Here is a 19,799-nt window from a genome sequence, read left to right as displayed (position 1 = left end):
AATTCACGCGCGAGAGTTCGCGAGATCCGGTTTTGTGGGCGCCTCGACAACCGGAGCCACCGCATCGTCGTCGAGGTCGTCGATCTCCAGACGAGTCAGCGGCCCGACAATGACCAGGTAGGCGAATGCACCGAGCAGGCCCATGGCGGCGACGTAGATCAGTGCCGAATCGAACGATCCCATCTGGTTGACCAGCACGCCGATGGCAATGGGCGTCACGATGCTGGCGATGTTGCCGCAGAAGTTGAACATTGCACCGCTGATGCCCATGGCACGTTTGGGCGAGACGTCCCCGACAATGCACCAACCGAGATTGCCGACGCCCTTGGCGAAAAACGCCAGCGACATCACAGCGATCACGAGCGCGACAGACTGGGTGTAGTTGGCAATGACGATGCTGCTGGACAGCAACAGCCCACAGATAATCGGAGTCTTGCGGGCGGTCGTCAGGCTGAAGCCCTTCTTGAGCATCCAGTCGGACCAGATGCCACCGATCATGCCACCCAGGCAGCCGGCGATGGGCGGGATGGCCGCGACGAGGCCCACTTTGAGCATGGTCATGCCTTTGGCTTCAATCAGATAAGTCGGAAACCAGGTCAGGAAAAACCAGGTGATCGACGTCAGACAGAACTGGCCGAGGTACACCCCCAGCATCATCCGGTTACCGCCGATCGCACGAACGCGCTTCCAACTGAAGGGGGTCTTTACGTCACCCATGTCAGGCAACCCACCGCCTGCCTCGATGTAATCGATTTCGGCCTGATTGGCGCGTTTGTCACTGCGCGGCTCACGGACCATCCTGAACCACAGCAGACCGATCAGGATCCCTGCCCCGCCCGTCCAGAAAAACACGTGCTGCCAGCCGAAGCTGTTGAGCAACAGCACCATCAGAGGCGTGAAAACAGCGAGGGCGAAATATTGCGCCGACTGGAAAACCGCCGTCGCCAGGCCACGTTCATGGCGAGGAAACCACATGACGGTCAGGCGGTTATTAGCCGGAAACGCCGGGGATTCAGCGACCCCCATCAGAAAGCGCAGCACAAACAGCACCAGAAATGCGGAGCTGAACAGGTCGACGTAGCCCTGCAGATAGGTCAGCGCCGACCAGATAATCAAGCTCAATCCGAGCACCGCGCGGGAGCCGTACCGGTCGAGGACGATGCCTCCGGGGATTTGCATGCTGGTGTAAGCCCAGCCGAATGCGGAGAAAGCGATGCCCATGGTGACGGCGTCGAAGCTCAGGTCAGTGCGCATGGAGGGGGCAGCAATCGACAACGTCGCGCGGTCGACGTAATTGAAAACAGTCACGATAAATATCATCGCAAGCATGAGATAGCGGACGTTTGTCCTGGGTTGCAGCGTGTTCTGGATCACTTTTATTTTCCTTATTGTGATGTGTGGCAGGTGGCGTTGGCAGCCCCGTCAACCTGAGCGTCGGCAGCCGATGATTGCGCAATCATGCGAAGCTAAAAAAAGAGTGCTCACCTCACAGATCACACCCAGCCAACGAAAATACTACATTGATTGCGCAATCATTAACTGACCGTTTATCACTTTTGCGCCCGTGAGGCGGTGATCGAAAGGTTATTCAGCGGCCGACTCATCTCGTCGGTCGCACACGAACCGTAGATTCATGGATTGCGAACCTGCTCTTGATGGCAACACCCCGGTCCCTATCCTGTTGAAGGTGTCCCCGTGAGTGTCCCCATCCGAGAGTTCATCATGAACAGCCCCAAAACCCTCTATCAAAAGCACATCGATGCGCACATGGTGTGCTCGCTGGACGACCAGGGTCATGTACTGCTGTACATCGATCGTCAGGTCATCAACGAATACACCAGTCCTCAGGCGTTCAGCGGTTTGCGTCAAGCCGGGCGAACGGTATGGCGCCCGGGTACGGCATTGGCGGTAGTCGATCACGTCAACCCGACCGCGCCTGAACGCACCGCCGTGATGCCCGATGCGGGCGGTGCGCGGCAGGTGTCCTATCTGGCCGAGAACTGTGAGGATTTCGGCATCGAACTGCTGGACATCCTTGATAAGCGCCAGGGCATCGAGCACGTCGTCGCCCCCGAACAGGGCTTCATTCTCCCCGGGATGGTCATTGCTGCGGGCGACAGTCACACCACGACTTACGGGGCACTCGGTGCCTTCGGGTTTGGCATCGGCACGTCTGAGATCGAGCATCTCCTGGCCACGCAAACACTCGTCTACAAACGCCTGAAAACCATGCGCGTCAGCGTCATGGGTGCCTTGCCGCCTGGCCTGACCTCCAAGGACGTCATCATGGCCCTGATCGGTCAGATCGGCGCCTCCGGGGCCACGGGTTTTGCCATCGAGTTTGCCGGATCGACCATTGATGCCCTCAGCGTCGAAGCGCGCATGACCATCTGCAACATGGCCGTCGAAGCCGGCGCGCGTGGCGCGTTCATGGCACCGGACCAGAAGGTGTTTGACTACCTTGAAGGCAAGCCGCGCGCGCCAAAGGGTGATCAATGGCGGCGTGCGGTGGAGGTGTGGCGCAGCTTGTGCAGCGACCCCGGTGCCGTGTTTGACCATGAGGTAACGCTCGACGTCAGCACCCTCCTCCCGATGATCACATGGGGTACGAGCCCCGATCAGGTCGGGGCCATTGATGCACGGGTTCCGGACCCGCTGCAGGTCAGTGATCTCATCCTGCGCCGCGACATGCAGCGCGCCCTGACCTACATGGGACTCACGGCGGGCGAGCCTTTGAATGAAATCGTCATCAGCCATGCATTCATCGGATCCTGCACGAATGCCCGTATTGAAGACCTGCGTGATGCAGCCAGCGTGATCCGCGGCAGGCGAGTGGCAACGCACGTGCGGGCGATGGTCGTGCCAGGCTCCACCGCCGTTCGCGATCAGGCTGAAGCGGAGGGGCTGGCAGCCATTTTTCGGGATGCCGGATTCGAATGGCGTCAATCGGGCTGCTCCATGTGCCTGGCCATGAACGACGATGTGCTCGCCCCGGGCAACCGCTGCGCGTCGAGTACCAATCGCAATTTCGAAGGCCGCCAGGGTGCTGGAGCACGCACCCACTTGATGAGCCCGGCAATGGTGGCAGCGGCTGCAATCAGCGGGCATCTGACGGATGTCCGGCAATCCGGAGAACGCGTATGAGCATGAACCCCTTCACCCGCGTCACCGGCGCCGCCGCGCCGATGTTGGCGGCCAATATCGACACTGACGTGATCATGCCCAAGCAATTCCTCAAAGGGATTGATCGCAACGGCCTGGACCAGGGGCTGTTTCATGACGTGCGCTTTTTGCCCTCAGGGCAGCCAGACCCTGCATTTGTGCTCAACCAACCCGCCTGGCAGCGTGCGCGCTTCATGGTGGTTGGCCCTAACTTTGGCTGCGGTTCCAGCCGAGAACATGCCGTGTGGGGCCTCAAGCAGAGGGGCATTCGTGCGCTGATTGGCACGAGCTTCGCCGGCATTTTTTACGACAACTGCCAGCGTAACGGTGTGCTGCTGATCAGCCTTGAGGCGGCCACCGTGCAACGCATCGGCGAGATCGTCGGGCAGCCGGAGACGTCCGAGATATCGATCGACCTGCAAGAACAAACCATCCTGCTGCACGGCCATGAAGTGGTTCGCTTCCAGATCGACACGCTGCGCAAAACCGCACTGTTGCTTGGACTGGATGCCATCGGCAGCACCCTGCAGCGCAGCGACCAGATACTGGCGTTTGAACGCGAGCATCTGGTCGCAAACCCGTGGCTGTCTTGAAGTAAGGGGTATCTCGATAGATGCGCGGTCGGTCGCACAATCCTGTGCGGCCCGCCTTGTTCAGATCGACAGCTGCGCGAAGTGCGCCACAAGAAATTTGACGCAGGCCCGCAGCTTTCCCGAGTGAGCAAGCCGCGTGGGGTAGACGGCCCACACGTTGGCGCTTTGCCCGTAATCGTGGAGCACCTGAACCAGCCTGCCCTGCTCGAGTAATGGTTTCACATCCCACAGCGAACGCAGGAACACACCTCGCCCATGCAACGCCCACTGCAACACGATCTCGCCGCTGTTGGATGACAAGGGGCCGCCTACCCGCACGCTTTCCTGCTGGCCGTCGCGCTCCAGCACCCAGACCCCGAACGCGTTATCGCGCTCCTTCAAAACGAGGCACTCATGGTGCTCCAGGTCACTCAGTTGCTGGGGTGCTCCATGGCGTTCGAGGTAGCCGGGGGCCGCGCACAGGATGCGTCGGTTGCTGACCAACTGACGCCCTATGTGCTGGCCGGGAATGTCGTCACCCACGCGAATTTCCAGATCGAAGCCTTCGTTGACGATATCCACCACCCGGTCGAACAGGTCCAGGCGGATTTCCAGCTCAGGGTATCGGTCGGTCAGCAACGCCAGCGCGGGTGCCACGTGATGGCGGCCAAATCCGAAGGTGCTGCAGATATGCAGTCGGCCACAGGGGTTGTCATGGGCATCGATCAACTGGTCGGACAGATGCTGAAAGTCTTCCAGGATCCGCGCCGCCCAGCCTTTTACACGCTCGCCATCGTCGGTCAACGTGATACGGCGACTGGTACGGTGCAGCAAACGGGTCGCCAGGGTCTTTTCGAGGATCTGGATACGTTTGCTGACGTAAGCCGCCGACACGCCAAGCTCATCGGCGGCCGCTGCAAAACCGGCCTTGCGGATCACGGTGAGGAAGACCCGCAGGTCTTCGGGGAGGGGCATGGAGCCTTTCTTGTCAGTCATCAAAATGGCACAAGTCGCGGTGTGAATTGCGAGGATAGCATCGCATCAACGGGCAAATTATTGCCCTCCTCACGCCTCTTGGCTAAAGGGGTTCAGCGAAAAATCCCAGCACCTCTTCAAGCAGTAACTCGGGCACTTCCTCGGCGATGTAATGGCCTGAAGGCAACGCCTTTCCGCGTACATCAGTCGCTACTTGCTGCCATTCCTTGAGCGGATCGAAACAACGCCCCACGGTGCCTTTGGCGCCCCAAAGGACCAACAGTGGCGGCGTCAGGTGATGACCCGCGGCGAGATCTGCGCGATCGTGTTCAAGGTCGATACCGGCCGAAGCGCGGTAATCTTCGCAGATGCCCCGCGCACTGCCGGGAATGTGCAGGCAGCGCAGGTACTCGGCGAACGCCTCTGGGGTGAAAGGATCAAGGCCAGCGCTGCGGCTGCCCATCACACTGCGCAAATAGAGGTCGGGGTTGGCCTCGATCAGGCTCTCCGGCAACGGCGCCGGACGGATGAGGAAGAACCAGTGCCAGTAGGCCCGGGCAAAGGCTTCGTCCGTTTGCGTATACATCGCCAGGGTGGGCGCGATGTCGAGCAGCACCATTTGCGTGACCGCTTGTGGATGGTCGAGGGCCAGGCGATGGGCCACCCTCGCCCCCCGGTCGTGGGCAAGCACCCTGAACTGCTCAAAGCCTAGCGACTGCATCAACTCGACAGCATCGAGCGCCATTTCACGCTTTGAATAATGAGCGTGCTCAGCATCGGCAGCCGGCCTGTCGCTATCGCCGTAGCCACGCAGGTCAGCGGCGACCACGGTGAATTCGGCGGCCAGTTGCTCGGCGATCTTGTGCCAGATAACGTGGGTCTGAGGGTGGCCGTGCAACAGCAACAACGCGGGGCCGGTGCCGCCGATGCGATAGCTGATGGTGAGGCCGTTGACCTGGCGTTGTTGTTTTTGGAAACCGGCGAACATGATTTGACTCCATAGGTGCTGGCTCAATCCTGAGATCAACCGAACCGGGCGGCAATATGCCAAGCGTAGACGCACAGTTCATGATCTGTGTAGCACTAGGTGTGCGGGCGCCTCAGCCGTACAAGCGTCCACCAGCCATGGGATTTTTCGTCGACAGTATTCAAGGTAAGTGCGCACAACGGCAGAAGGATGACGATGCGCAGGATAGAGAAGATTCAAAGCCACTGACGGCAGTGGACATTCCGGTAACAGCGGCACCAGTAAGCCCCCTTCTATAGCGTCCTTCACGATGAAGGGCGGCAGTTCGGTTATTACCTCGCCAGCCAACACACTGTGCAGCAAATGCATGCTGTCGTTTGTCGACAGCACGGTGTTCGGCGTCACTGATGTGCCTGCGAATCGCCAAGTCGCGTTCGTATTGGTGCCAAGACTCCACGTAGCACAGGGCAACCTGCCTAGATCATGTGGCGTGCTCGGCCGGCCGTGGGTCGAGATAAACCGGGGGCTGGCGACCAGCACATGTCGATAGTCGAGCAAATGCCTGCCGATCAACGCTTCATGCTCCACCTCACCGACGCGCAATGCCACGTCGATGCCGTCCTCGACCGGGTGAACACGACGCTCCGTCGACAGCAGATGAACGCGGATATCGGGATGATCGTTCTGAAAGTCAGTAATCAGCTGCCACCAGGGCGAGAACGATGGCGGCACTGAAAGACGCAGCTTCCCCTGAACGTGAGCTTGATCGCTCACCACCGCATCGTGGCCTTCCTGCAGCAGTTCCAGGCCCCGACTTGCATGCTCGAAGAGGCGAGTGCCGGCTTCAGTCAGCTTCACGCCCCTCGCTGAGCGCTCCAGCAACTCGACCTTCAGCGCCTGCTCAAGCGCACGAATCCTCCGGCTCGCGGTGGTCAGTGGTACGCCCAAACGTTCAGCTCCGGCGGTCATGCTGCCGGCCTGGACGATGGTCACCAGCATCTGTACCGCGTTGAGATCCATGGTTGGGCCCTCTCATTTATGAAACCCATGGTCTCACTGGCAGGCATTCTCTTTCAATCATCCACCCCATAGAGTGCTGCCTAGCGTCTCTACATCTCAAGGGGGAACACGTATGCCAACCGTTACCGAAGCCATCCAGTCGCGCTTCTCCGCCCACAGCTATGACCCGACTCATGTTTTATCGGAGCAGGACGTTACTGGCTTGATCGACCTTGCTCGCCATGCGCCGTCTGCATTTAATTTGCAACACTGGCGTTTCATTGCCGTGCATACCAAAGAGGCGAAAGCAAAGATGTTGGTGACGGTGGGTCGTGGGGGTAAAACGAATTGGCCGCAAAAACCACGCAAGGCCACTAGCGACATCCTCTCGATCGTTTGATTTCTCTATAAAAGAAATACTGAAGTGCCGTTATCTGCCTTTGTTGTCATCGCCAGAACTGCACTACGGCCACGTGCGCGGGCTGCGTTTCTTCCCGTCGCTGCCATCGCCTTCAACATCCGCTGAAGTTGTAGACCCTCAACGTGCTGTCGCCCTTGCGCCACGCAGCCCTGCTTTGGAATTCAAACCTCATGAAACTCTACGTTTACGATCATTGCCCGTTCTGCGTGAAAGCGCGCACGATTTTCGGCCTTAAGACCACAGCCTTCGATCTCGTCATTATGTTGAACGACGATGAAGCCACTCCGACGCGCATGATTGGCAAGAAAATGGCGCCGATCCTGGAGCACGACGGGCGCTACATCGCCGAGAGCATGGACATCGTTGCGCATGTCGATGGCCTGTCCGGCGCAAGAGTGTTGTCCGGCGTCAGCAACCCGTTCCTGTCCCAGTGGAACAGCGAGGTGACCGGTCCTCTTTATTCCCTGGCGATTCCGAGATGGGCGACTGCAGACTTCGAAGAGTTCTCCACCCCAAGTGCGCGCGCCTACTTCACGCGCAACAAAGAGGCCATGCTCGGCAGCTTCAAGGATCATCTGGCGGCCAGCGCCGACTACATCGCCACGCTAAACCGTCATTTGCTCATCCTTGAGCCAATGATCCAGTCGCCGGATGCGGTGAATGGCGAGCTGTCGGAAGACGACATCCACCTCTTCGCCACCTTGCGCAGCATGTCCATCGTACGGGGCATCGTGTACCCCCCCGCTGTACAGGCTTACCGGCTGCGCATGTCGGAACGCACCGGCATCGATCTTCACGATCACATCGCCGTCTAGTGTCGGCCCGACGGCGATCATGATCACCGTCGGATCGCTCTTGCCCTAAAGTGGCACGGTAAGCTTGAGCCAGTACGCTTCGCCTTCCGGACGGTTGCGAACGTCGCTTTCCCGTTGCCACTTAGCGGTGAGGAACCACCCCGACGCGCCGCTATATTTGATCGACGGCCCTATGGCAAATGCGCGCCCTTTGTTGTCTTCCAGCCGGTCACCGTTTTGGCGGTCATCGGTGGTCTGGCGGTAAATGTAACCCCCTACGCCCAGGACCCAGCCATGGCCGACGCCCCAGCCCAGGGAATAGTCTGCGTGCAGTTCCTGGCCCGAGCGATAGTCGGTGTCCGAGTTACGCAGGTTAAAGTCGTACATCACCTTGAGGTCGGCATTAAGCCCCACGGGGTCGACGTAAGAGAAGGCCGCAATGGGTTCGAATGCCCAGTAATTGCGCCCGATGTTGGCCAGGTCACCTCGATCGTAGCGGCCTGTCGGCGCAAAGATGTCCAGGGCGTAGATCGCATGGAATCTTTCACTGTAGTGATAGCCCAGGCCAGGGCCGAAGATCACATCACCCATGCCCTTCTTGCTTTGATGCTGGCCATTGACATCAACCTTCAGGTCAACCAGTGGAACGTTGACGTGAAAGGCCAAGGCGCCGTCGAACACCTTTTGCTCCGTGACCCAGATCAGCCTCGGCGCGATGACATTTGCACTCAGATGAAAATCGTCAACGGCCTTGCCACCTCGATTGTCACGCAGCGTGTCGGCCCGGTAACTTTCGGCGAATATCTGGCCGTAGAAACCGGGAGGCGGCATGGCCCCGGTCATGTAGTTTTCCGCCCCCATCGGGTAAGAAGATCCTCCTCCTTCGGTGGCCTGTGCGTCCGGCAGCGCCATGACCAGCACTGATCCCACCATCAAATAATGAAAGGGCTTGAAAAGACGCGTTGGTTCGTACGATTTATTATTATTCATTGTTCGCAACCATAAATGGGTGATGACGCGCCAACCCTGGAATCAGCCGCCTCCAGGGCTGCCTGACGTCGTGAAAACGCGAAGAAGGGTCCCCCTAGAATGGATAGGGCTGGTCCGACGGCTCCACGGTGACCCATTTCACTTCGGTGAACTCGTCGATGACAGCGCTGCCATCGAATCGACCGTATCCGCTGTTTTTCATACCGCCATAAGGCGCTTGAGGCTCGTTCTGTACCGTCGCCCCGTTGATGTGCACGCAGCCAGCGTCCAGACGACTCGCCAGCTCAAGTGCCCGGCTGACATCACGGCTGAAAATCGACGATGACAGTCCGTACGCAGTGTCATTGGCGACCGCCAACGCGTGCCCGGCCCCCTTGACCCGGACAATGGTGGTAACAGGTCCAAAGGTTTCCTCATCGTAGATATCCATTGCCGAACTGACGTGATCGACCAGCGTTGCGCTCATCAGCGCCTGCTCCGCCAAACCACCCGCCACAATCTTTGCGCCCTTGCGGGTGGCGTCGTCGAGCAGTTGATTGATGCGTTGGACCGAGCCCCGGGAAATCATCGGTCCGATCACACTGGCAGGCGACGAGACCGGGTCCCCCGTCTCCAGGCGGCTGATACGCGCGGCAAACATTTCAACGAATCGGTCGGCGATCGTTTCGTCAACGACAAAGCGCTCCGTCGACATGCAGATCTGCCCCTGATAGAGAAAGGCGCCAAATACCGCTGCGTTCACGGCACCCTGGAGATCGGCATCCTCGAGAACAATAAACGGCGCTTTACCGCCCAGCTCCAGCAAGCATCGCTTGAGGTATTTGGCACTGGTCTGCGCAATCATCCGCCCGACCTTGGTCGAACCGGTGAAGTTGATTCGCCGCACAGTGTCGTGAGCGATCAAGGCTTCGGTGACGGCCGATGCATCCTCGGGCGCCGAAATAATGAAGTTCAAGACACCCGGGGGAAAGCCTGCTTCGTAGAAACACTCGGCCAACAGTTCGTGGGTACGCGGGCTGTTCTCCGACCCTTTGAGAATGACGGTATTGCCGCACGCCAGTGGGTAGGCAATGGCCCGCGCGCCCAATATCACCGGCCCATTCCACGGGACGATGCTCAACACGGTGCCCACCGGTTGGCGAAGGGTCATGGACAGGGTGCCGGTTTTGTCCGTCGGAATGGTTTCACCCTTGATCTGAGTGGTGAGTGCCGCAGCCTCACGCAACAGATTCGCAGAGGCCCCCACGTTGAATTGCGCCCACAGCTGGGACGCGCCGATTTCTTCTGCCATCACGCTGCAGAACGTCGCCATCTTGCTTTCCAGCACGTCGGCCGCCGCCAGCAGCAGCCGACGGCGTTCGGTCGGTCCAACCCTGGACCAGGTCTTGAACGCGTTTTGCGAGGAGGCCGCTGCCCTCAATGCATCTTCAATGCCGCACGCAGCCCCTTCGGTGATCGGTTGAGCGCTGACAGGGTCCATCCGGCAATAGGTTTTGCCGCTGGCGGCGTCCTGCTTTTGGTTGTCGATAACCAGTTTCACATTCATCTTTCGCTACCTTTATCAGTCAGGGGTTCAAGCCGCGTCAGTCGCTGTCGGCATGCGCAGGATTGGCTTGATCGTGATACCGCTTTCGCTGTCAGCCATGGCTTCGTTGATCTGATCGAACGTGTAGAAACGGCACAGCTTGTCGAAGGGAAAACGGCCCTGCAGGTACAGATCGACCAAGGTAGGAATGAACGCATTGGCGACGACATCGCCCTGAACGATGCCCATGATTCGCTTGCCGGGAATCATCACGTCGTTGATGTTGAAGGCCACCTCGGTGCCCATCTTTGTCGCGCCGACAATGCCGCACGTCCCCAGCGTGGTCACCGCATCAATGGCTTGTCGCAGCACCTCTGCGCGCCCGGAACACTCCAGGCTGTAGTTGACGCCACCCCCGGTAATGTCACGAATGCGCTGCACCGGGTCTTCGTCGCGGCTGTTGATCACATGAGTGGCGCCCAGCTCAAGCGCCATCTCAAGACGACTGGGGGTCACGTCCACCGCGATGATGATGGTCGCGCCTGCGACCTTCGCCGCCATCACGGCCGCCAGGCCTACTGCGCCCGCACCGAACGCGGCGAAACTTGCGCCCGCCTCCACTTTCATGGCCTTGAGCACAGAGCCTGCCCCGGTCTGGATGCCGCAACCCAAAGGGCCAAGGAGTTCAAGCGGGGCATTTTTGGAAACCTTGACCACGTTGCGTTCGTTGGCGACGACGTACGTCGAAAAGGAAGATTGACCGAAAAAATGGTCATGGATTGGCGTATTTCCCTCGCAACTGCACGTTGCTGTGCTGCCATCCAGACGACCGCCGCCGAAGTTCAGCGGGTGCATATGGGAGCAATGGGCCGGGTGTCCGGTTTCGCACGGCAGGCACAGCCCGCACGACATGTACGTCATCACCACATGGTCGCCAGGCGCGACGGTGGTCACGGCCGAGCCCACGGACTCGACCACGCCGGCGCCTTCATGCCCCAGAACAATCGGCAGTGGCGTGGGAAACAGCTGATCCCGAACAACCATGTCCGTATGACACACACCGGTGGCGACAACGCGCACACGCACTTCGTCGTTACGCGGGACGCCCAGCTCAGCCTGTTCCATGCGCAGCTCTGCACCGGCCTCACGCAAGACAGCGACGGTGACTTCAATAGGTTTCAAATGACTCGGGGACATGCGGTGATCCTCTTTTTTATTGTCGATCGAACGTATGGAATCCGTGGGTTACGAGGCCTGAAGTGCCCGCAGACGATTGCTGCGTTGCTCGGCTGCGTTATCACGCGCGGTGCGCAGCTGGAAGTCGAAAGTCATCTCTGCGAACCGCCCTTGAACCCCCTGCTGCTGGCCCTCCTCAGCGGCTTCGACAAAGCGAACCTCACCGATCAATCCATCGCGGGTGGCGTAAGCGAAGTCATCCCAGAGGTAGGCGTCGTTCGAGAGGTTTATCTGCGTGGTCAGATGCTCAAAGCCTGGCGCAGACACGAAAAAATGAATGTGCGCCGGACGTTGACCATGGCGCCCAAGCTGGTTCAGGCATTCCTGGGTCGGACCTGATGGATTGCAGCCGTAGCCCGACGGCACAATGCTTTGAAAACGGTAACGTCCCTGCTCATCCGTCACTATTCGGCGGCGCAGGTTGTATGCCGATTGGCTTTTATCGAAGTGCGAATAATTGCCCTTGGTGTCCGCTTGCCAGACATCGACCAACGCGGCGGCGATCGGCTGGCCTTGCAGGTCGACAACCTTGCCTTCGACGAACAGGACCGTTGCGGCATCGCCCTCGCCCCCGTCATCCAGCCGTGCGTAGCCTTCACATAAAGGGGCACCGGCGACATACAGCGGGCCTTCGATGGTGCGCGGCGTCCCCCCCGTCTGGCCGGCGTGTGCCTGTTCGGCGTCGTGGCGCAGGTCGAGGAAATGCTCGATGCCAAGCCCCGCCACCAGCAGGCCGGCCTCATGGCTTGCGCCCAGTCGGTTGAGGTATTCCACCGCCGACCAGAATTCGTCATCGCTGACGTCCAGCTCCTCGATCAAGCGAAAGGTTTGCTGTAGCAGTCGAAAGACGATTTGCTTGTTTCGCGGATTTCCATCTGTATTTTTCAACCCCGCAGCGTCCTCGAAAAACGCGAGAACCTGCGGTGTGTCTGCAATGCTGACCGCCATGTTAAGGCTCCTTTTTTATTATTGAAGGGTGTGCAGTGGACCAAGAGTCCGGGGAAATCAGCGTACGGCTGCCGTTTGCCACCCGAGCTGAACGCGAGCGCTTGCCAGGTCGTTTTCCATGTCGTGGTTCCACAGCCAGTCGAACCGGTTGGCGAGAGTCGTTGACAGCACGGCCGGGTCATCGCCGGCCTGACGATCACGCCATTCGTACAGTTCACCGGCTTCCCATGAAGTCCGCTGAACCCTGCACGCACGCGGTCTGCGTACTGCGTCGTAAACCTCCAGTACGCGCTTTATGTTTTCGTGGCCCAGCTGAGGATCAGCCAGTAACCGCGCCAGCAACCAGGCATCTTCGAGGCCTTGACCGGCTCCGGCGCCTTGATGGGGAAGCATGGCGTGCGCTGCGTCACCGATCAGGGCCACACGACCGTGGACGTAGCCGGGCAGCTCGGCCAAATCATGAAGTGCCCAGAGAGTGGGCGCAGGAATGCACTCGAGTAGCACCCGAACCGCGTCTCCCCATTGCGAAAACGCATCGAGCATTTCGGCCTGGGTCGCATTTTTTACCCAGGGTTTGTCCTGGGGCCATTGCGGGTCAGGAACGCTACGATCGGAGACAAAGGCCACGACGTTGATCAGCCGGCCTTGTTTGATCGGGAAGGTGAGGATGTGGCCATCCAGGCCCAGGTACATCTGCGGGACATTGATTAAATGCTCATCGATGCCGGCAGCGCGATAAGCTTCCCTGAGCGTCTCGCTGTCAATCATTCCACGGTAAGCGCAGGTGCCACTGAAACGGGGTGCGACAGCAGGCTCACCCAGACCCCGCAAGACATAATCACGAATCGAGGACTTGATGCCGTCGGCCGCGATCAGCAGATCACAGGTGTGTTCGGTGCCGTCCAGGAAACCAATTCGAACCCGGTCGGCGACCTCTTCGAGGGTGACCGCACGTTTGTCAAACCGAGCGATGCCAGGGGGTAACTCGTGGGCCAGGGCGTCCAGAAAGTCGGCTCTGTGCACCGACGACTGGCCTACCCCCGGCGCAACGCTTGCCCCCAGATAGCCGGCGTCTGTGCCACGACGCCATTCAAACCAGATGTCCTGCCAGGGTTCGGGGGTGCGGTCAGCGATGCGCTGATACGGCTTGCCAATGCCCAACCCTTCGATGGCACGTACGGCGTTGGCACCAAAAGATACGCCTGCCCCGACTTCACCGAATGCAGGGGCGGCTTCAAACAGCTGGATATCGAGATGAGCGTGGCGGCATAAATCCAGCGCAAGCGCGATGCCTGCAATACCGCCACCGACGATTGCGATCTGTAGTTTTGATTGAGTACTGCTCATGGGACGGACCTGCGTTTTGTTTTTGGAATGTCCTGATCATGCCCATACTCAGAGTTATTGATAAATGGCGTAACATGCATAAAATCTATCACCAGTATGAATAACGGCTCTGGCTTGGGGCTTGAAGGCAGCACAATGCAGCTACGCGATCTGGATTTGAATTTGCTGGTGATTTTCCATCAGCTACTGATTGACCGAAGTGTCTCCGGCGCTGCCCAGAGTCTTGGACTCACGCAACCGGCTCTGAGTAATGCCCTTAAACGTTTACGCACAGCGCTCAAGGATGATCTGTTCGTGCGGACCCATCGCGGGATGCAGCCGACGCCTTACGCGTTGCAACTGGCTGAACCGGTGGCAAACGCCATTGGCACGCTGCACGGCGCATTGAACCGTCTTGACGATTTCAATCCGGCGACGACCCACAAGCGCTTCGTTATTGCGATGACGGACATCGGTGAGATCTACTTCATGCCCAAGTTGATTCAGACGCTGCTGGAATTGGCGCCGGGCGTGACAGTGAGTACGCTGCGCAGCCATGCCGGCCTTTCCGAAGGCATGGCGAACGGCGAGGTGGATCTGGCAGTCGGGCTGCTACCCGATCTGCAAGCGGGCTTTTATCAGCGACGACTTTTCCATCATCGCTATGTCGGCCTGTGCAGAACGGGGCATCCCGTTACACAGCACGCCATGACGCGCGCGCGTTACTGTGAATACGGCCACGTAAGGGTCAGTGCGACCAGCACGGGGCACGGCGAGATCGATGGGATCATGCAGCGCGCCGGCCTGCATCGAGACATCAAACTTGAAGTACCGCACTTCGTCGCTGTCGGCCACATCCTGCAAAACACCGACCTCATCGCCACCGTACCGGAGCGGTTTGCAATGAGTTGCATTGAGCCATTCGGACTGACCATTTTGCCGTTGCCCATGCCGTTGCCGGAAATCGCCATCAACCTGTTCTGGCACGCCCGATGCGTACGAGATCCCGCCAATCGCTGGTTTCGACAGTTGATGTTTGATCTGTTCAGCGACTGATGTGGATGGGGCGTCGGGAGAGAAAGGCGCTAAAGTTCAGGTGACACGTCGGCTCTACCGAAGTGGCAAGAAGTGTCCCGACAGCTTACTGCCAGTCCTCGAATAGCCGGACCAATTCATCCACGACATACCTCACCTTTGGCCGCAAGTGCGACACCTTCGGCCATACCGCATGGACCTCGACTGGCTCCGGCTCATAGCCTCCCAACACCTCGACCAACCTTCCGGCTTCAATATCATCCCTGAAAAGGCAGCGCGGCATCTGACACAGACCCACGCCGGCCAACGCGGCGAGAATCATCGCTTCCCCGTCACCGATCTGATGGGTAAACGGCGGCGAGAAGCGAACGGTTTCCTGATTCTGCGTGACCCGCCAGGAGAGCGGCTGGCCCCGTCGATGTCCGACGATGCAATGGTGGCGGTCCAGATCCTCGAGGCTGGCGGGGACGCCAAAGCGCGCCAGGTAATCCGGGGCCGCACAGATCGCCCAGCGTTGGCGCGCGAGCCGGCGGGCCACCAGGCCGCTGGTATCCTTGATTTCGCCAAAGCGCACGAGCAAGTCGATGCCTTCTTCAATCGGATCGACCAGATGATCCGAAAACGTCATGTTCAGCCGCAATGACGGGTATTTTTTGGCAATCTCAAACAGCAGGGGCGCAATCACCCGCCGCCCGAATGCCACGGGAATATCCACCCGCAGTCGGCCGGAAGGTTCGCGAGTGCCGGGCCCCAAGCCACTTTCTGCCGCGCCGATTTCTTCGAGTGCGTTTGAGCAGGCGATGAAATAAGCATCGCCATCAGCGGTGAGCGAAATTCGCCGCGTGGTTCGGTGGAAGAGCTGCACCCCCAGTCTTTCTTCAAGGCGAGCGATAGACTTGCCGACGGCCGATTTCGATACGCCCAATCGTGCAGCCGCCTCGGTGAAGCTGGTCGAGCGCGCGGCTGTAATAAAGGTGATCACACCTTGAAGCGAATCAATCGGAATCATGAAAACCGTCAACTGTAGATATTATGTCTACCCACTTTATAGTTTCAGGCCGTTTATCACGAGACTTATCTACACTAGGATGGGTGTCATCTGGTGGCCTGGGAGCTCAGGCCCGGTTTTCGATCCCCCAAGAGGAATACATCATGCCCGTAGTACGTGTTAGCTGGTTCGAAGGAAAAGAGCACGCTCAGAAAGCAACCGTCGCCGCTGAGATCACTGAAAGCATCGTAAAAAACACCGGTACCCCGGCCGAGTACATCTACGTTATTTTTGAAGACGTAGCCCCTTCCGACTGGGCCGGTGCAGGCAAGTTGTTTGGTGAAGAGCCGGCAAAGCCCTGATCTGATACAGCGCATTCAATGCATCGGCCAAGCGAGCGATGCATCCTCCCAAGGCGTGTTTTACGCCCTCGATGGAAGACATCCCCATGCATCCCTACATTTCCTGCCAGTTTTCCCTTGCCATCAAGCCCGGCGACTTTCCTGAGTTCAAGGCCCTGATTGCCCGTATCGTTGAAGCGACCAAAAAAGAGCCGGACACGCTGGTTTACGAGTACAGCGTCAACGAAGACCAAAGCGTTGCCCACATCCTTGAGCGTTACAAGGTGGAGTCCGTGGTCAGCCACGTGGACACGACCTTCGCCCCTTTCGGTGAGCGCTTTCTGGAGTTGTGCACCATCACCAGCCTGATCGTGTATGGCACCCCCGATGCAGAGATCCGTAAACGTCTGGATCCGTTCGGCGCTGTGTACATGACACCGTTTGACGGCTTCAGCCGCTGATCATGTAGACCGGTCAGGTGGAGGGCCTCACCGGCTAACCAACGGTAAACCCAGGCCGATGGATTCAAGCAACTGCGCGATGGTCTGCGAGATATGACGGACCACCGGGTCGCCGCGACTGTCCGGGTGCATGGCGACCCAGATGTCGAGATCAAGCATGGGGAGGCTACTCTGAAGCCTGACAAGGCGTGGATCGGGATCCGCGAGAAAACACGGTAATCCTGCCACGCCGATACCCGTGCATGCGGCCTCATATTGATGGCTCAAATCCGACAGTTCGCAGGCCACGCGCTTTGCGCCTATGACGTCGTACAGCCAGCGTTTGTGGGCGAAGTCGGTTTGACGTTCGGTATAGCCAACGAACGCCCACTGCTGCGGATCGTCTAGGCAGGGATAATCACGTCCGGCGTACAGTGCGAACGGCATCTGGCCTACCTTCCTGATGATATCCGTGTCTTCGATCGGTAGCGCCAGGCGCAACGCCAGGTCCGCCTCAAGGCGCGATAACGACGCCACATGGGACTCGCTGAGAATGCTCAACTGCACAAGCGGGTGCAGACGCGCCAGCACAGCGAGATGGGGGGCCAGGAAGTGTCTGGCGAGTATGGGCGGGGCCGTAATGGAGACCTTTGTCCTCACGGCTGTGCTGGATGCCAGACACTTGCGCTCGATGGCAAAGGACTTCGCCTCTATGTCCAAAGCATCCTGCAGTATCTGTTGCCCCACCGCTGTCAGGCGGGACTCGCGGGACAGCCTGTCCACCAGACGGACATTAAGTTGCGCTTCCAGCGAGGCCAGACGCCGGCTTACGGTGGCCTGATTGACGCCCAATACCCGCGCCGCGCCCGACAAACTGCCCGACCGTGCGATGGTTAAAAAAAATCGAAGGTCTTCCCAGTTCATAAGCCATGCACATATGCATTGAGTGTCTGCGGATTCTAGTATTTACGCATGGACTGTCAAACGCTACTTTCCATCCACTGTTTGAGCAATGTGACGATATAGCCATGTCAAGAACCACCTCTCTGGCCGCGATTCAAGTCGCAGCCTGCCTCGGATTCCTCGTGGTCCAGCTGGACGTCAGCGTGGTGAACGTCGGTTTAGGCGCACTGAAAACGGCTTTCGACACCAACCTCACTGGCTTGCAATGGGTCATCAACAGCTACGCGCTGGCGTTCTCCGCCCTGCTGATTCTCGGCGGCGCCTGGGGCGACAAGTTCGGCGCCAAGACAGTCTTCGCTTCGGGGTTTGGGATTTTCACACTCGCCTCGATCGGCTGCGGCCTGTCCAACAGCATGAGCATGCTTATCGGCATGCGGATCGTTCAGGGCGTCGGCGCGGCTCTGTTGGTCCCGACGTCCCTGACGCTGATAAGGCTGGCGTTCGAAGACCCTGATAAACGCAGGTCTGCTGTCGCGATCTGGGGTGCCTGTGGCGGTATTGCCTTGGCGGCCGGGCCCGTAATGGGTGGGCTGTTGATCGAGTACCTGGGCTGGCGCAGCGTTTTTTGGGTTAACGTACCCATCGGCGTGCTGGCGATCGGGCTTGTCATGCGCTATGCCCCGACATCCCCGCGCATTGAACAGAAAGTCGATGTACCGGGACAGATCACCATTGCCCTTTGTCTGGCGTCACTGACCTACGCACTGACCGAGTTGAGCGCAAAGGGCTGGGGTACCGAAACGGTCTCGGTCATGGGCATCGCCGTGGCGTGCGCCATTGCATTCGTGGTGATCGAGCGCCGGATAAAACACCCTCTGCTGCCTAAACGGCTGGCCAGCAACAGGATATTGGCGACCACTGCACTGGCAGGATCGGCCATCAACCTCACGTTCTATGGGACGGTGTTCGTCTTCAGCATTTACTTCCAATCGTTTCTGCACTATGACGCGTTCAGAACGGGCCTTGCATTCATACCGCTGACGGCAGTGCTGACCGTCTCCACCATGGTTTCGTCACGCATTGCCAAACGGGTAAGCGCGACGCGCATCATCACCACCGGTTTTCTAGTTCAGGTCGTGGGGTTTCTGGCGCTGTCAAGGGTCACTCCAGACTCTTCGCTCTGGTACCTGAACATCGCCTTGATGGTGGTGGGTATTGGCAGCGCAGCATCGGTGCCCTCCATCACCAACTCCATGTTGTCAGCTGTCTCCAAGGAGGATGCGGGCATGGCATCAGGCTTGATGGCATCGGCACGGCAGTTGGGAGGGGTCGTCGGCGTCGCGGTCTTCGGGGCGATGATCACCAGCACCGAACCTGCCGCTTTTTCTCACGGTTTGTCCATGGCGATGGTCGTCTGTGCGCTGGCGCTGCTGCTCTGTCTCGGCGTGAGCCACTGGGTCACTCGCCCGTCCCGTTTACCGGTGGCCACGTGAATAAACTACCAAACGACAATCTATTTGCCTCTACAGGAGTGCCCTATGAGCAAGCCCACCCTCGCCAATGACACCATCAGTTCCAAGGTTGAGATCGAGTATCCGGATTTTTCAAAACTGCCCGATCCGGTCAGAGAAAAGTTTGAGAACCTGCCAACGAAAGTTAATTTCTTTCGGATGCTGGGTTACAGCGCCGGGGCGTTTATTCCCGTCATCGATTTGACCAACGCGATATTCAGGGACCTGACGATCTCCGATTACCATAAAGAGTTGCTGGTGTTGCTGCTGGCTGCCCACGAAAACGTTGCTTATGAATGGGAGCAGCATATTTCCATCGCTCAGGTGGCGGGTGTTCGTCCGGAGCAGTTCGTCGCCATTGCAGAAGGCCGCCTCGATGATACCGTCGCGTTCAAAGAAGACGAGCGCGTTCTGCTTCGGTTCGGACAAGCCATTATTGACAAGGGCAAGGCGCCCGGTGTGCTGTTCAAGCATGCACAGCAGCACTTCTCGCTTCAGGAATTGAGCGACGCAGTCATCGTCATCGGTTACTACCGGATGGTGTCTGGCTATCTCCAGACCTTCAACATCGAGATTGATGCGCAGCAGGATGGCAGCTGGATCAAGGGTTGAGACTGATGCCCGCCTGCTTGCTGGCTGGCCCTGGGGTCGATGGCAGTGCCATCG

At 58.8% G+C, this 19,799-nt stretch carries 20 protein-coding genes; 9 read left to right on the top strand and 11 right to left on the bottom strand.

The window, feature by feature from the left end; all coding sequences use genetic code 11:
• Positions 1–3 precede the first annotated feature (3 nt).
• Positions 4–1,329: an MFS transporter gene (locus OKW98_RS14990; RefSeq protein WP_265389741.1), complete on the bottom strand. Its 1,326-nt coding sequence runs from the start codon at positions 1,327–1,329 to the stop codon at positions 4–6.
• 393 nt (positions 1,330–1,722) lie between these two features.
• Between OKW98_RS14990 and leuC the strand changes: the two genes are divergently transcribed.
• The gene (gene leuC / locus OKW98_RS14985; RefSeq protein ID WP_265385455.1) at positions 1,723–3,144 is read left to right on the top strand and encodes a 3-isopropylmalate dehydratase large subunit; all 1,422 of its coding nucleotides are present in this window, start codon (positions 1,723–1,725) and stop codon (positions 3,142–3,144) included.
• On the top strand, positions 3,141–3,755 hold the full coding sequence (leuD, locus tag OKW98_RS14980) for a 3-isopropylmalate dehydratase small subunit (RefSeq protein WP_265385454.1): 615 nt from the start codon (positions 3,141–3,143) through the stop codon (positions 3,753–3,755). Before leuC ends, leuD begins: the two co-directional genes overlap by 4 nt.
• Positions 3,756–3,815: 60 nt before the next feature.
• Here leuD and OKW98_RS14975 read toward each other — a convergent pair whose 3' ends face one another.
• The 3 genes from OKW98_RS14975 to OKW98_RS14965 all read right to left on the bottom strand — a co-directional run bounded on the left by OKW98_RS14975 (position 3,816) and on the right by OKW98_RS14965 (position 6,696).
• Positions 3,816–4,730 (bottom strand): LysR substrate-binding domain-containing protein, encoded by a 915-nt coding sequence (locus OKW98_RS14975; RefSeq protein WP_265385453.1) that lies wholly within the window; start codon positions 4,728–4,730, stop codon positions 3,816–3,818.
• An 82-nt stretch (positions 4,731–4,812) separates the two neighbouring features.
• Positions 4,813–5,697 (bottom strand): alpha/beta fold hydrolase, encoded by an 885-nt coding sequence (locus OKW98_RS14970; protein ID WP_265385452.1) that lies wholly within the window; start codon positions 5,695–5,697, stop codon positions 4,813–4,815.
• Positions 5,698–5,775: 78 nt separating this feature from the next.
• Entirely contained in the window at positions 5,776–6,696 is a 921-nt protein-coding gene (locus OKW98_RS14965) for a LysR family transcriptional regulator (protein WP_265385451.1), read from the bottom strand.
• 112 nt (positions 6,697–6,808) lie between these two features.
• Here OKW98_RS14965 and OKW98_RS14960 point away from each other — a divergent pair, with 112 nt between their 5' ends.
• Positions 6,809–7,075 (top strand): nitroreductase family protein, encoded by a 267-nt coding sequence (locus tag OKW98_RS14960; RefSeq protein WP_265385450.1) that lies wholly within the window; start codon positions 6,809–6,811, stop codon positions 7,073–7,075.
• Between the two features lie 191 nt (positions 7,076–7,266).
• Positions 7,267–7,911, top strand: coding sequence for a glutaredoxin 2 (grxB, locus tag OKW98_RS14955; protein WP_265385449.1), 645 nt, complete (start codon positions 7,267–7,269; stop codon positions 7,909–7,911).
• Between the two features lie 45 nt (positions 7,912–7,956).
• Here the strand turns inward: grxB and OKW98_RS14950 are convergent, their stop codons facing one another.
• From OKW98_RS14950 to salA, 5 genes are all read right to left on the bottom strand, one after another.
• Positions 7,957–8,802, bottom strand: coding sequence for a SphA family protein (locus OKW98_RS14950; protein ID WP_265389740.1), 846 nt, complete (start codon positions 8,800–8,802; stop codon positions 7,957–7,959).
• A 172-nt stretch (positions 8,803–8,974) separates the two neighbouring features.
• Positions 8,975–10,426: an aldehyde dehydrogenase gene (locus OKW98_RS14945; RefSeq protein WP_265385448.1), complete on the bottom strand. Its 1,452-nt coding sequence runs from the start codon at positions 10,424–10,426 to the stop codon at positions 8,975–8,977.
• A 27-nt stretch (positions 10,427–10,453) separates the two neighbouring features.
• The gene (locus tag OKW98_RS14940) at positions 10,454–11,602 is read right to left on the bottom strand and encodes an NAD(P)-dependent alcohol dehydrogenase (protein WP_265385447.1); all 1,149 of its coding nucleotides are present in this window, start codon (positions 11,600–11,602) and stop codon (positions 10,454–10,456) included.
• Positions 11,603–11,650: 48 nt separating this feature from the next.
• On the bottom strand, positions 11,651–12,589 hold the full coding sequence (gene catA, locus OKW98_RS14935; RefSeq protein WP_265385446.1) for a catechol 1,2-dioxygenase: 939 nt from the start codon (positions 12,587–12,589) through the stop codon (positions 11,651–11,653).
• A 57-nt stretch (positions 12,590–12,646) separates the two neighbouring features.
• Positions 12,647–13,936, bottom strand: a complete 1,290-nt coding sequence (gene salA / locus OKW98_RS14930; RefSeq protein WP_265385445.1) for a salicylate 1-monooxygenase — start codon at positions 13,934–13,936, stop codon at positions 12,647–12,649.
• Between the two features lie 135 nt (positions 13,937–14,071).
• On the opposite strand from salA, the gene OKW98_RS14925 reads away from it, so the two are divergent.
• On the top strand, positions 14,072–14,971 hold the full coding sequence (locus OKW98_RS14925) for a LysR family transcriptional regulator (protein WP_265385444.1): 900 nt from the start codon (positions 14,072–14,074) through the stop codon (positions 14,969–14,971).
• Positions 14,972–15,056: 85 nt separating this feature from the next.
• Here OKW98_RS14925 and OKW98_RS14920 read toward each other — a convergent pair whose 3' ends face one another.
• Entirely contained in the window at positions 15,057–15,959 is a 903-nt protein-coding gene (locus OKW98_RS14920; RefSeq protein WP_265385443.1) for a LysR family transcriptional regulator, read from the bottom strand.
• A gap of 143 nt (positions 15,960–16,102) precedes the next feature.
• On the opposite strand from OKW98_RS14920, the gene OKW98_RS14915 reads away from it, so the two are divergent.
• Positions 16,103–16,300 (top strand): tautomerase family protein, encoded by a 198-nt coding sequence (locus OKW98_RS14915; RefSeq protein ID WP_166650554.1) that lies wholly within the window; start codon positions 16,103–16,105, stop codon positions 16,298–16,300.
• An 86-nt stretch (positions 16,301–16,386) separates the two neighbouring features.
• Entirely contained in the window at positions 16,387–16,740 is a 354-nt protein-coding gene (locus OKW98_RS14910; RefSeq protein ID WP_265385442.1) for a putative quinol monooxygenase, read from the top strand.
• A gap of 27 nt (positions 16,741–16,767) precedes the next feature.
• Here the strand turns inward: OKW98_RS14910 and OKW98_RS14905 are convergent, their stop codons facing one another.
• Positions 16,768–17,643, bottom strand: a complete 876-nt coding sequence (locus OKW98_RS14905) for a LysR family transcriptional regulator (RefSeq protein WP_265385441.1) — start codon at positions 17,641–17,643, stop codon at positions 16,768–16,770.
• 104 nt (positions 17,644–17,747) lie between these two features.
• Between OKW98_RS14905 and OKW98_RS14900 the strand changes: the two genes are divergently transcribed.
• Complete coding sequence (locus OKW98_RS14900) at positions 17,748–19,115, top strand: MFS transporter (protein ID WP_265385440.1); 1,368 nt, start codon at positions 17,748–17,750, stop codon at positions 19,113–19,115.
• 45 nt (positions 19,116–19,160) lie between these two features.
• A complete protein-coding gene (locus OKW98_RS14895; RefSeq protein ID WP_265385439.1) occupies positions 19,161–19,745 on the top strand; it encodes a carboxymuconolactone decarboxylase family protein in 585 nt (194 codons plus the stop codon).
• Positions 19,746–19,799 lie beyond the last annotated feature (54 nt).

This window comes from Pseudomonas sp. KU26590 (assembly GCF_026153515.1).
In the GTDB taxonomy this organism is placed as follows: domain Bacteria; phylum Pseudomonadota; class Gammaproteobacteria; order Pseudomonadales; family Pseudomonadaceae; genus Aquipseudomonas.
The sequence above is the reverse complement of the archived record's forward strand: the minus strand, read 5'-3'. Positions and strand labels throughout refer to the sequence as shown.

Bases quoted from the DNA above. Each gene is read 5' to 3' on its own strand.
- OKW98_RS14990 (WP_265389741.1), bottom strand. From the start codon at position 1,329: ATGCTTGCGATGATATTTATCGTGACTGTTTTCAATTACGTCGACCGC.
- leuC (WP_265385455.1), top strand. From the start codon at position 1,723: ATGAACAGCCCCAAAACCCTCTATCAAAAGCACATCGATGCGCACATG.
- leuD (WP_265385454.1), top strand. From the start codon at position 3,141: ATGAGCATGAACCCCTTCACCCGCGTCACCGGCGCCGCCGCGCCGATG.
- OKW98_RS14975 (WP_265385453.1), bottom strand. From the start codon at position 4,730: ATGACTGACAAGAAAGGCTCCATGCCCCTCCCCGAAGACCTGCGGGTC.
- OKW98_RS14970 (WP_265385452.1), bottom strand. From the start codon at position 5,697: ATGTTCGCCGGTTTCCAAAAACAACAACGCCAGGTCAACGGCCTCACC.
- OKW98_RS14965 (WP_265385451.1), bottom strand. From the start codon at position 6,696: ATGGATCTCAACGCGGTACAGATGCTGGTGACCATCGTCCAGGCCGGC.
- OKW98_RS14960 (WP_265385450.1), top strand. From the start codon at position 6,809: ATGCCAACCGTTACCGAAGCCATCCAGTCGCGCTTCTCCGCCCACAGC.
- grxB (WP_265385449.1), top strand. From the start codon at position 7,267: ATGAAACTCTACGTTTACGATCATTGCCCGTTCTGCGTGAAAGCGCGC.
- OKW98_RS14950 (WP_265389740.1), bottom strand. From the start codon at position 8,802: ATGGCGCTGCCGGACGCACAGGCCACCGAAGGAGGAGGATCTTCTTAC.
- OKW98_RS14945 (WP_265385448.1), bottom strand. From the start codon at position 10,426: ATGAATGTGAAACTGGTTATCGACAACCAAAAGCAGGACGCCGCCAGC.
- OKW98_RS14940 (WP_265385447.1), bottom strand. From the start codon at position 11,602: ATGTCCCCGAGTCATTTGAAACCTATTGAAGTCACCGTCGCTGTCTTG.
- catA (WP_265385446.1), bottom strand. From the start codon at position 12,589: ATGGCGGTCAGCATTGCAGACACACCGCAGGTTCTCGCGTTTTTCGAG.
- salA (WP_265385445.1), bottom strand. From the start codon at position 13,936: ATGAGCAGTACTCAATCAAAACTACAGATCGCAATCGTCGGTGGCGGT.
- OKW98_RS14925 (WP_265385444.1), top strand. From the start codon at position 14,072: ATGCAGCTACGCGATCTGGATTTGAATTTGCTGGTGATTTTCCATCAG.
- OKW98_RS14920 (WP_265385443.1), bottom strand. From the start codon at position 15,959: ATGATTCCGATTGATTCGCTTCAAGGTGTGATCACCTTTATTACAGCC.
- OKW98_RS14915 (WP_166650554.1), top strand. From the start codon at position 16,103: ATGCCCGTAGTACGTGTTAGCTGGTTCGAAGGAAAAGAGCACGCTCAG.
- OKW98_RS14910 (WP_265385442.1), top strand. From the start codon at position 16,387: ATGCATCCCTACATTTCCTGCCAGTTTTCCCTTGCCATCAAGCCCGGC.
- OKW98_RS14905 (WP_265385441.1), bottom strand. From the start codon at position 17,643: ATGAACTGGGAAGACCTTCGATTTTTTTTAACCATCGCACGGTCGGGC.
- OKW98_RS14900 (WP_265385440.1), top strand. From the start codon at position 17,748: ATGTCAAGAACCACCTCTCTGGCCGCGATTCAAGTCGCAGCCTGCCTC.
- OKW98_RS14895 (WP_265385439.1), top strand. From the start codon at position 19,161: ATGAGCAAGCCCACCCTCGCCAATGACACCATCAGTTCCAAGGTTGAG.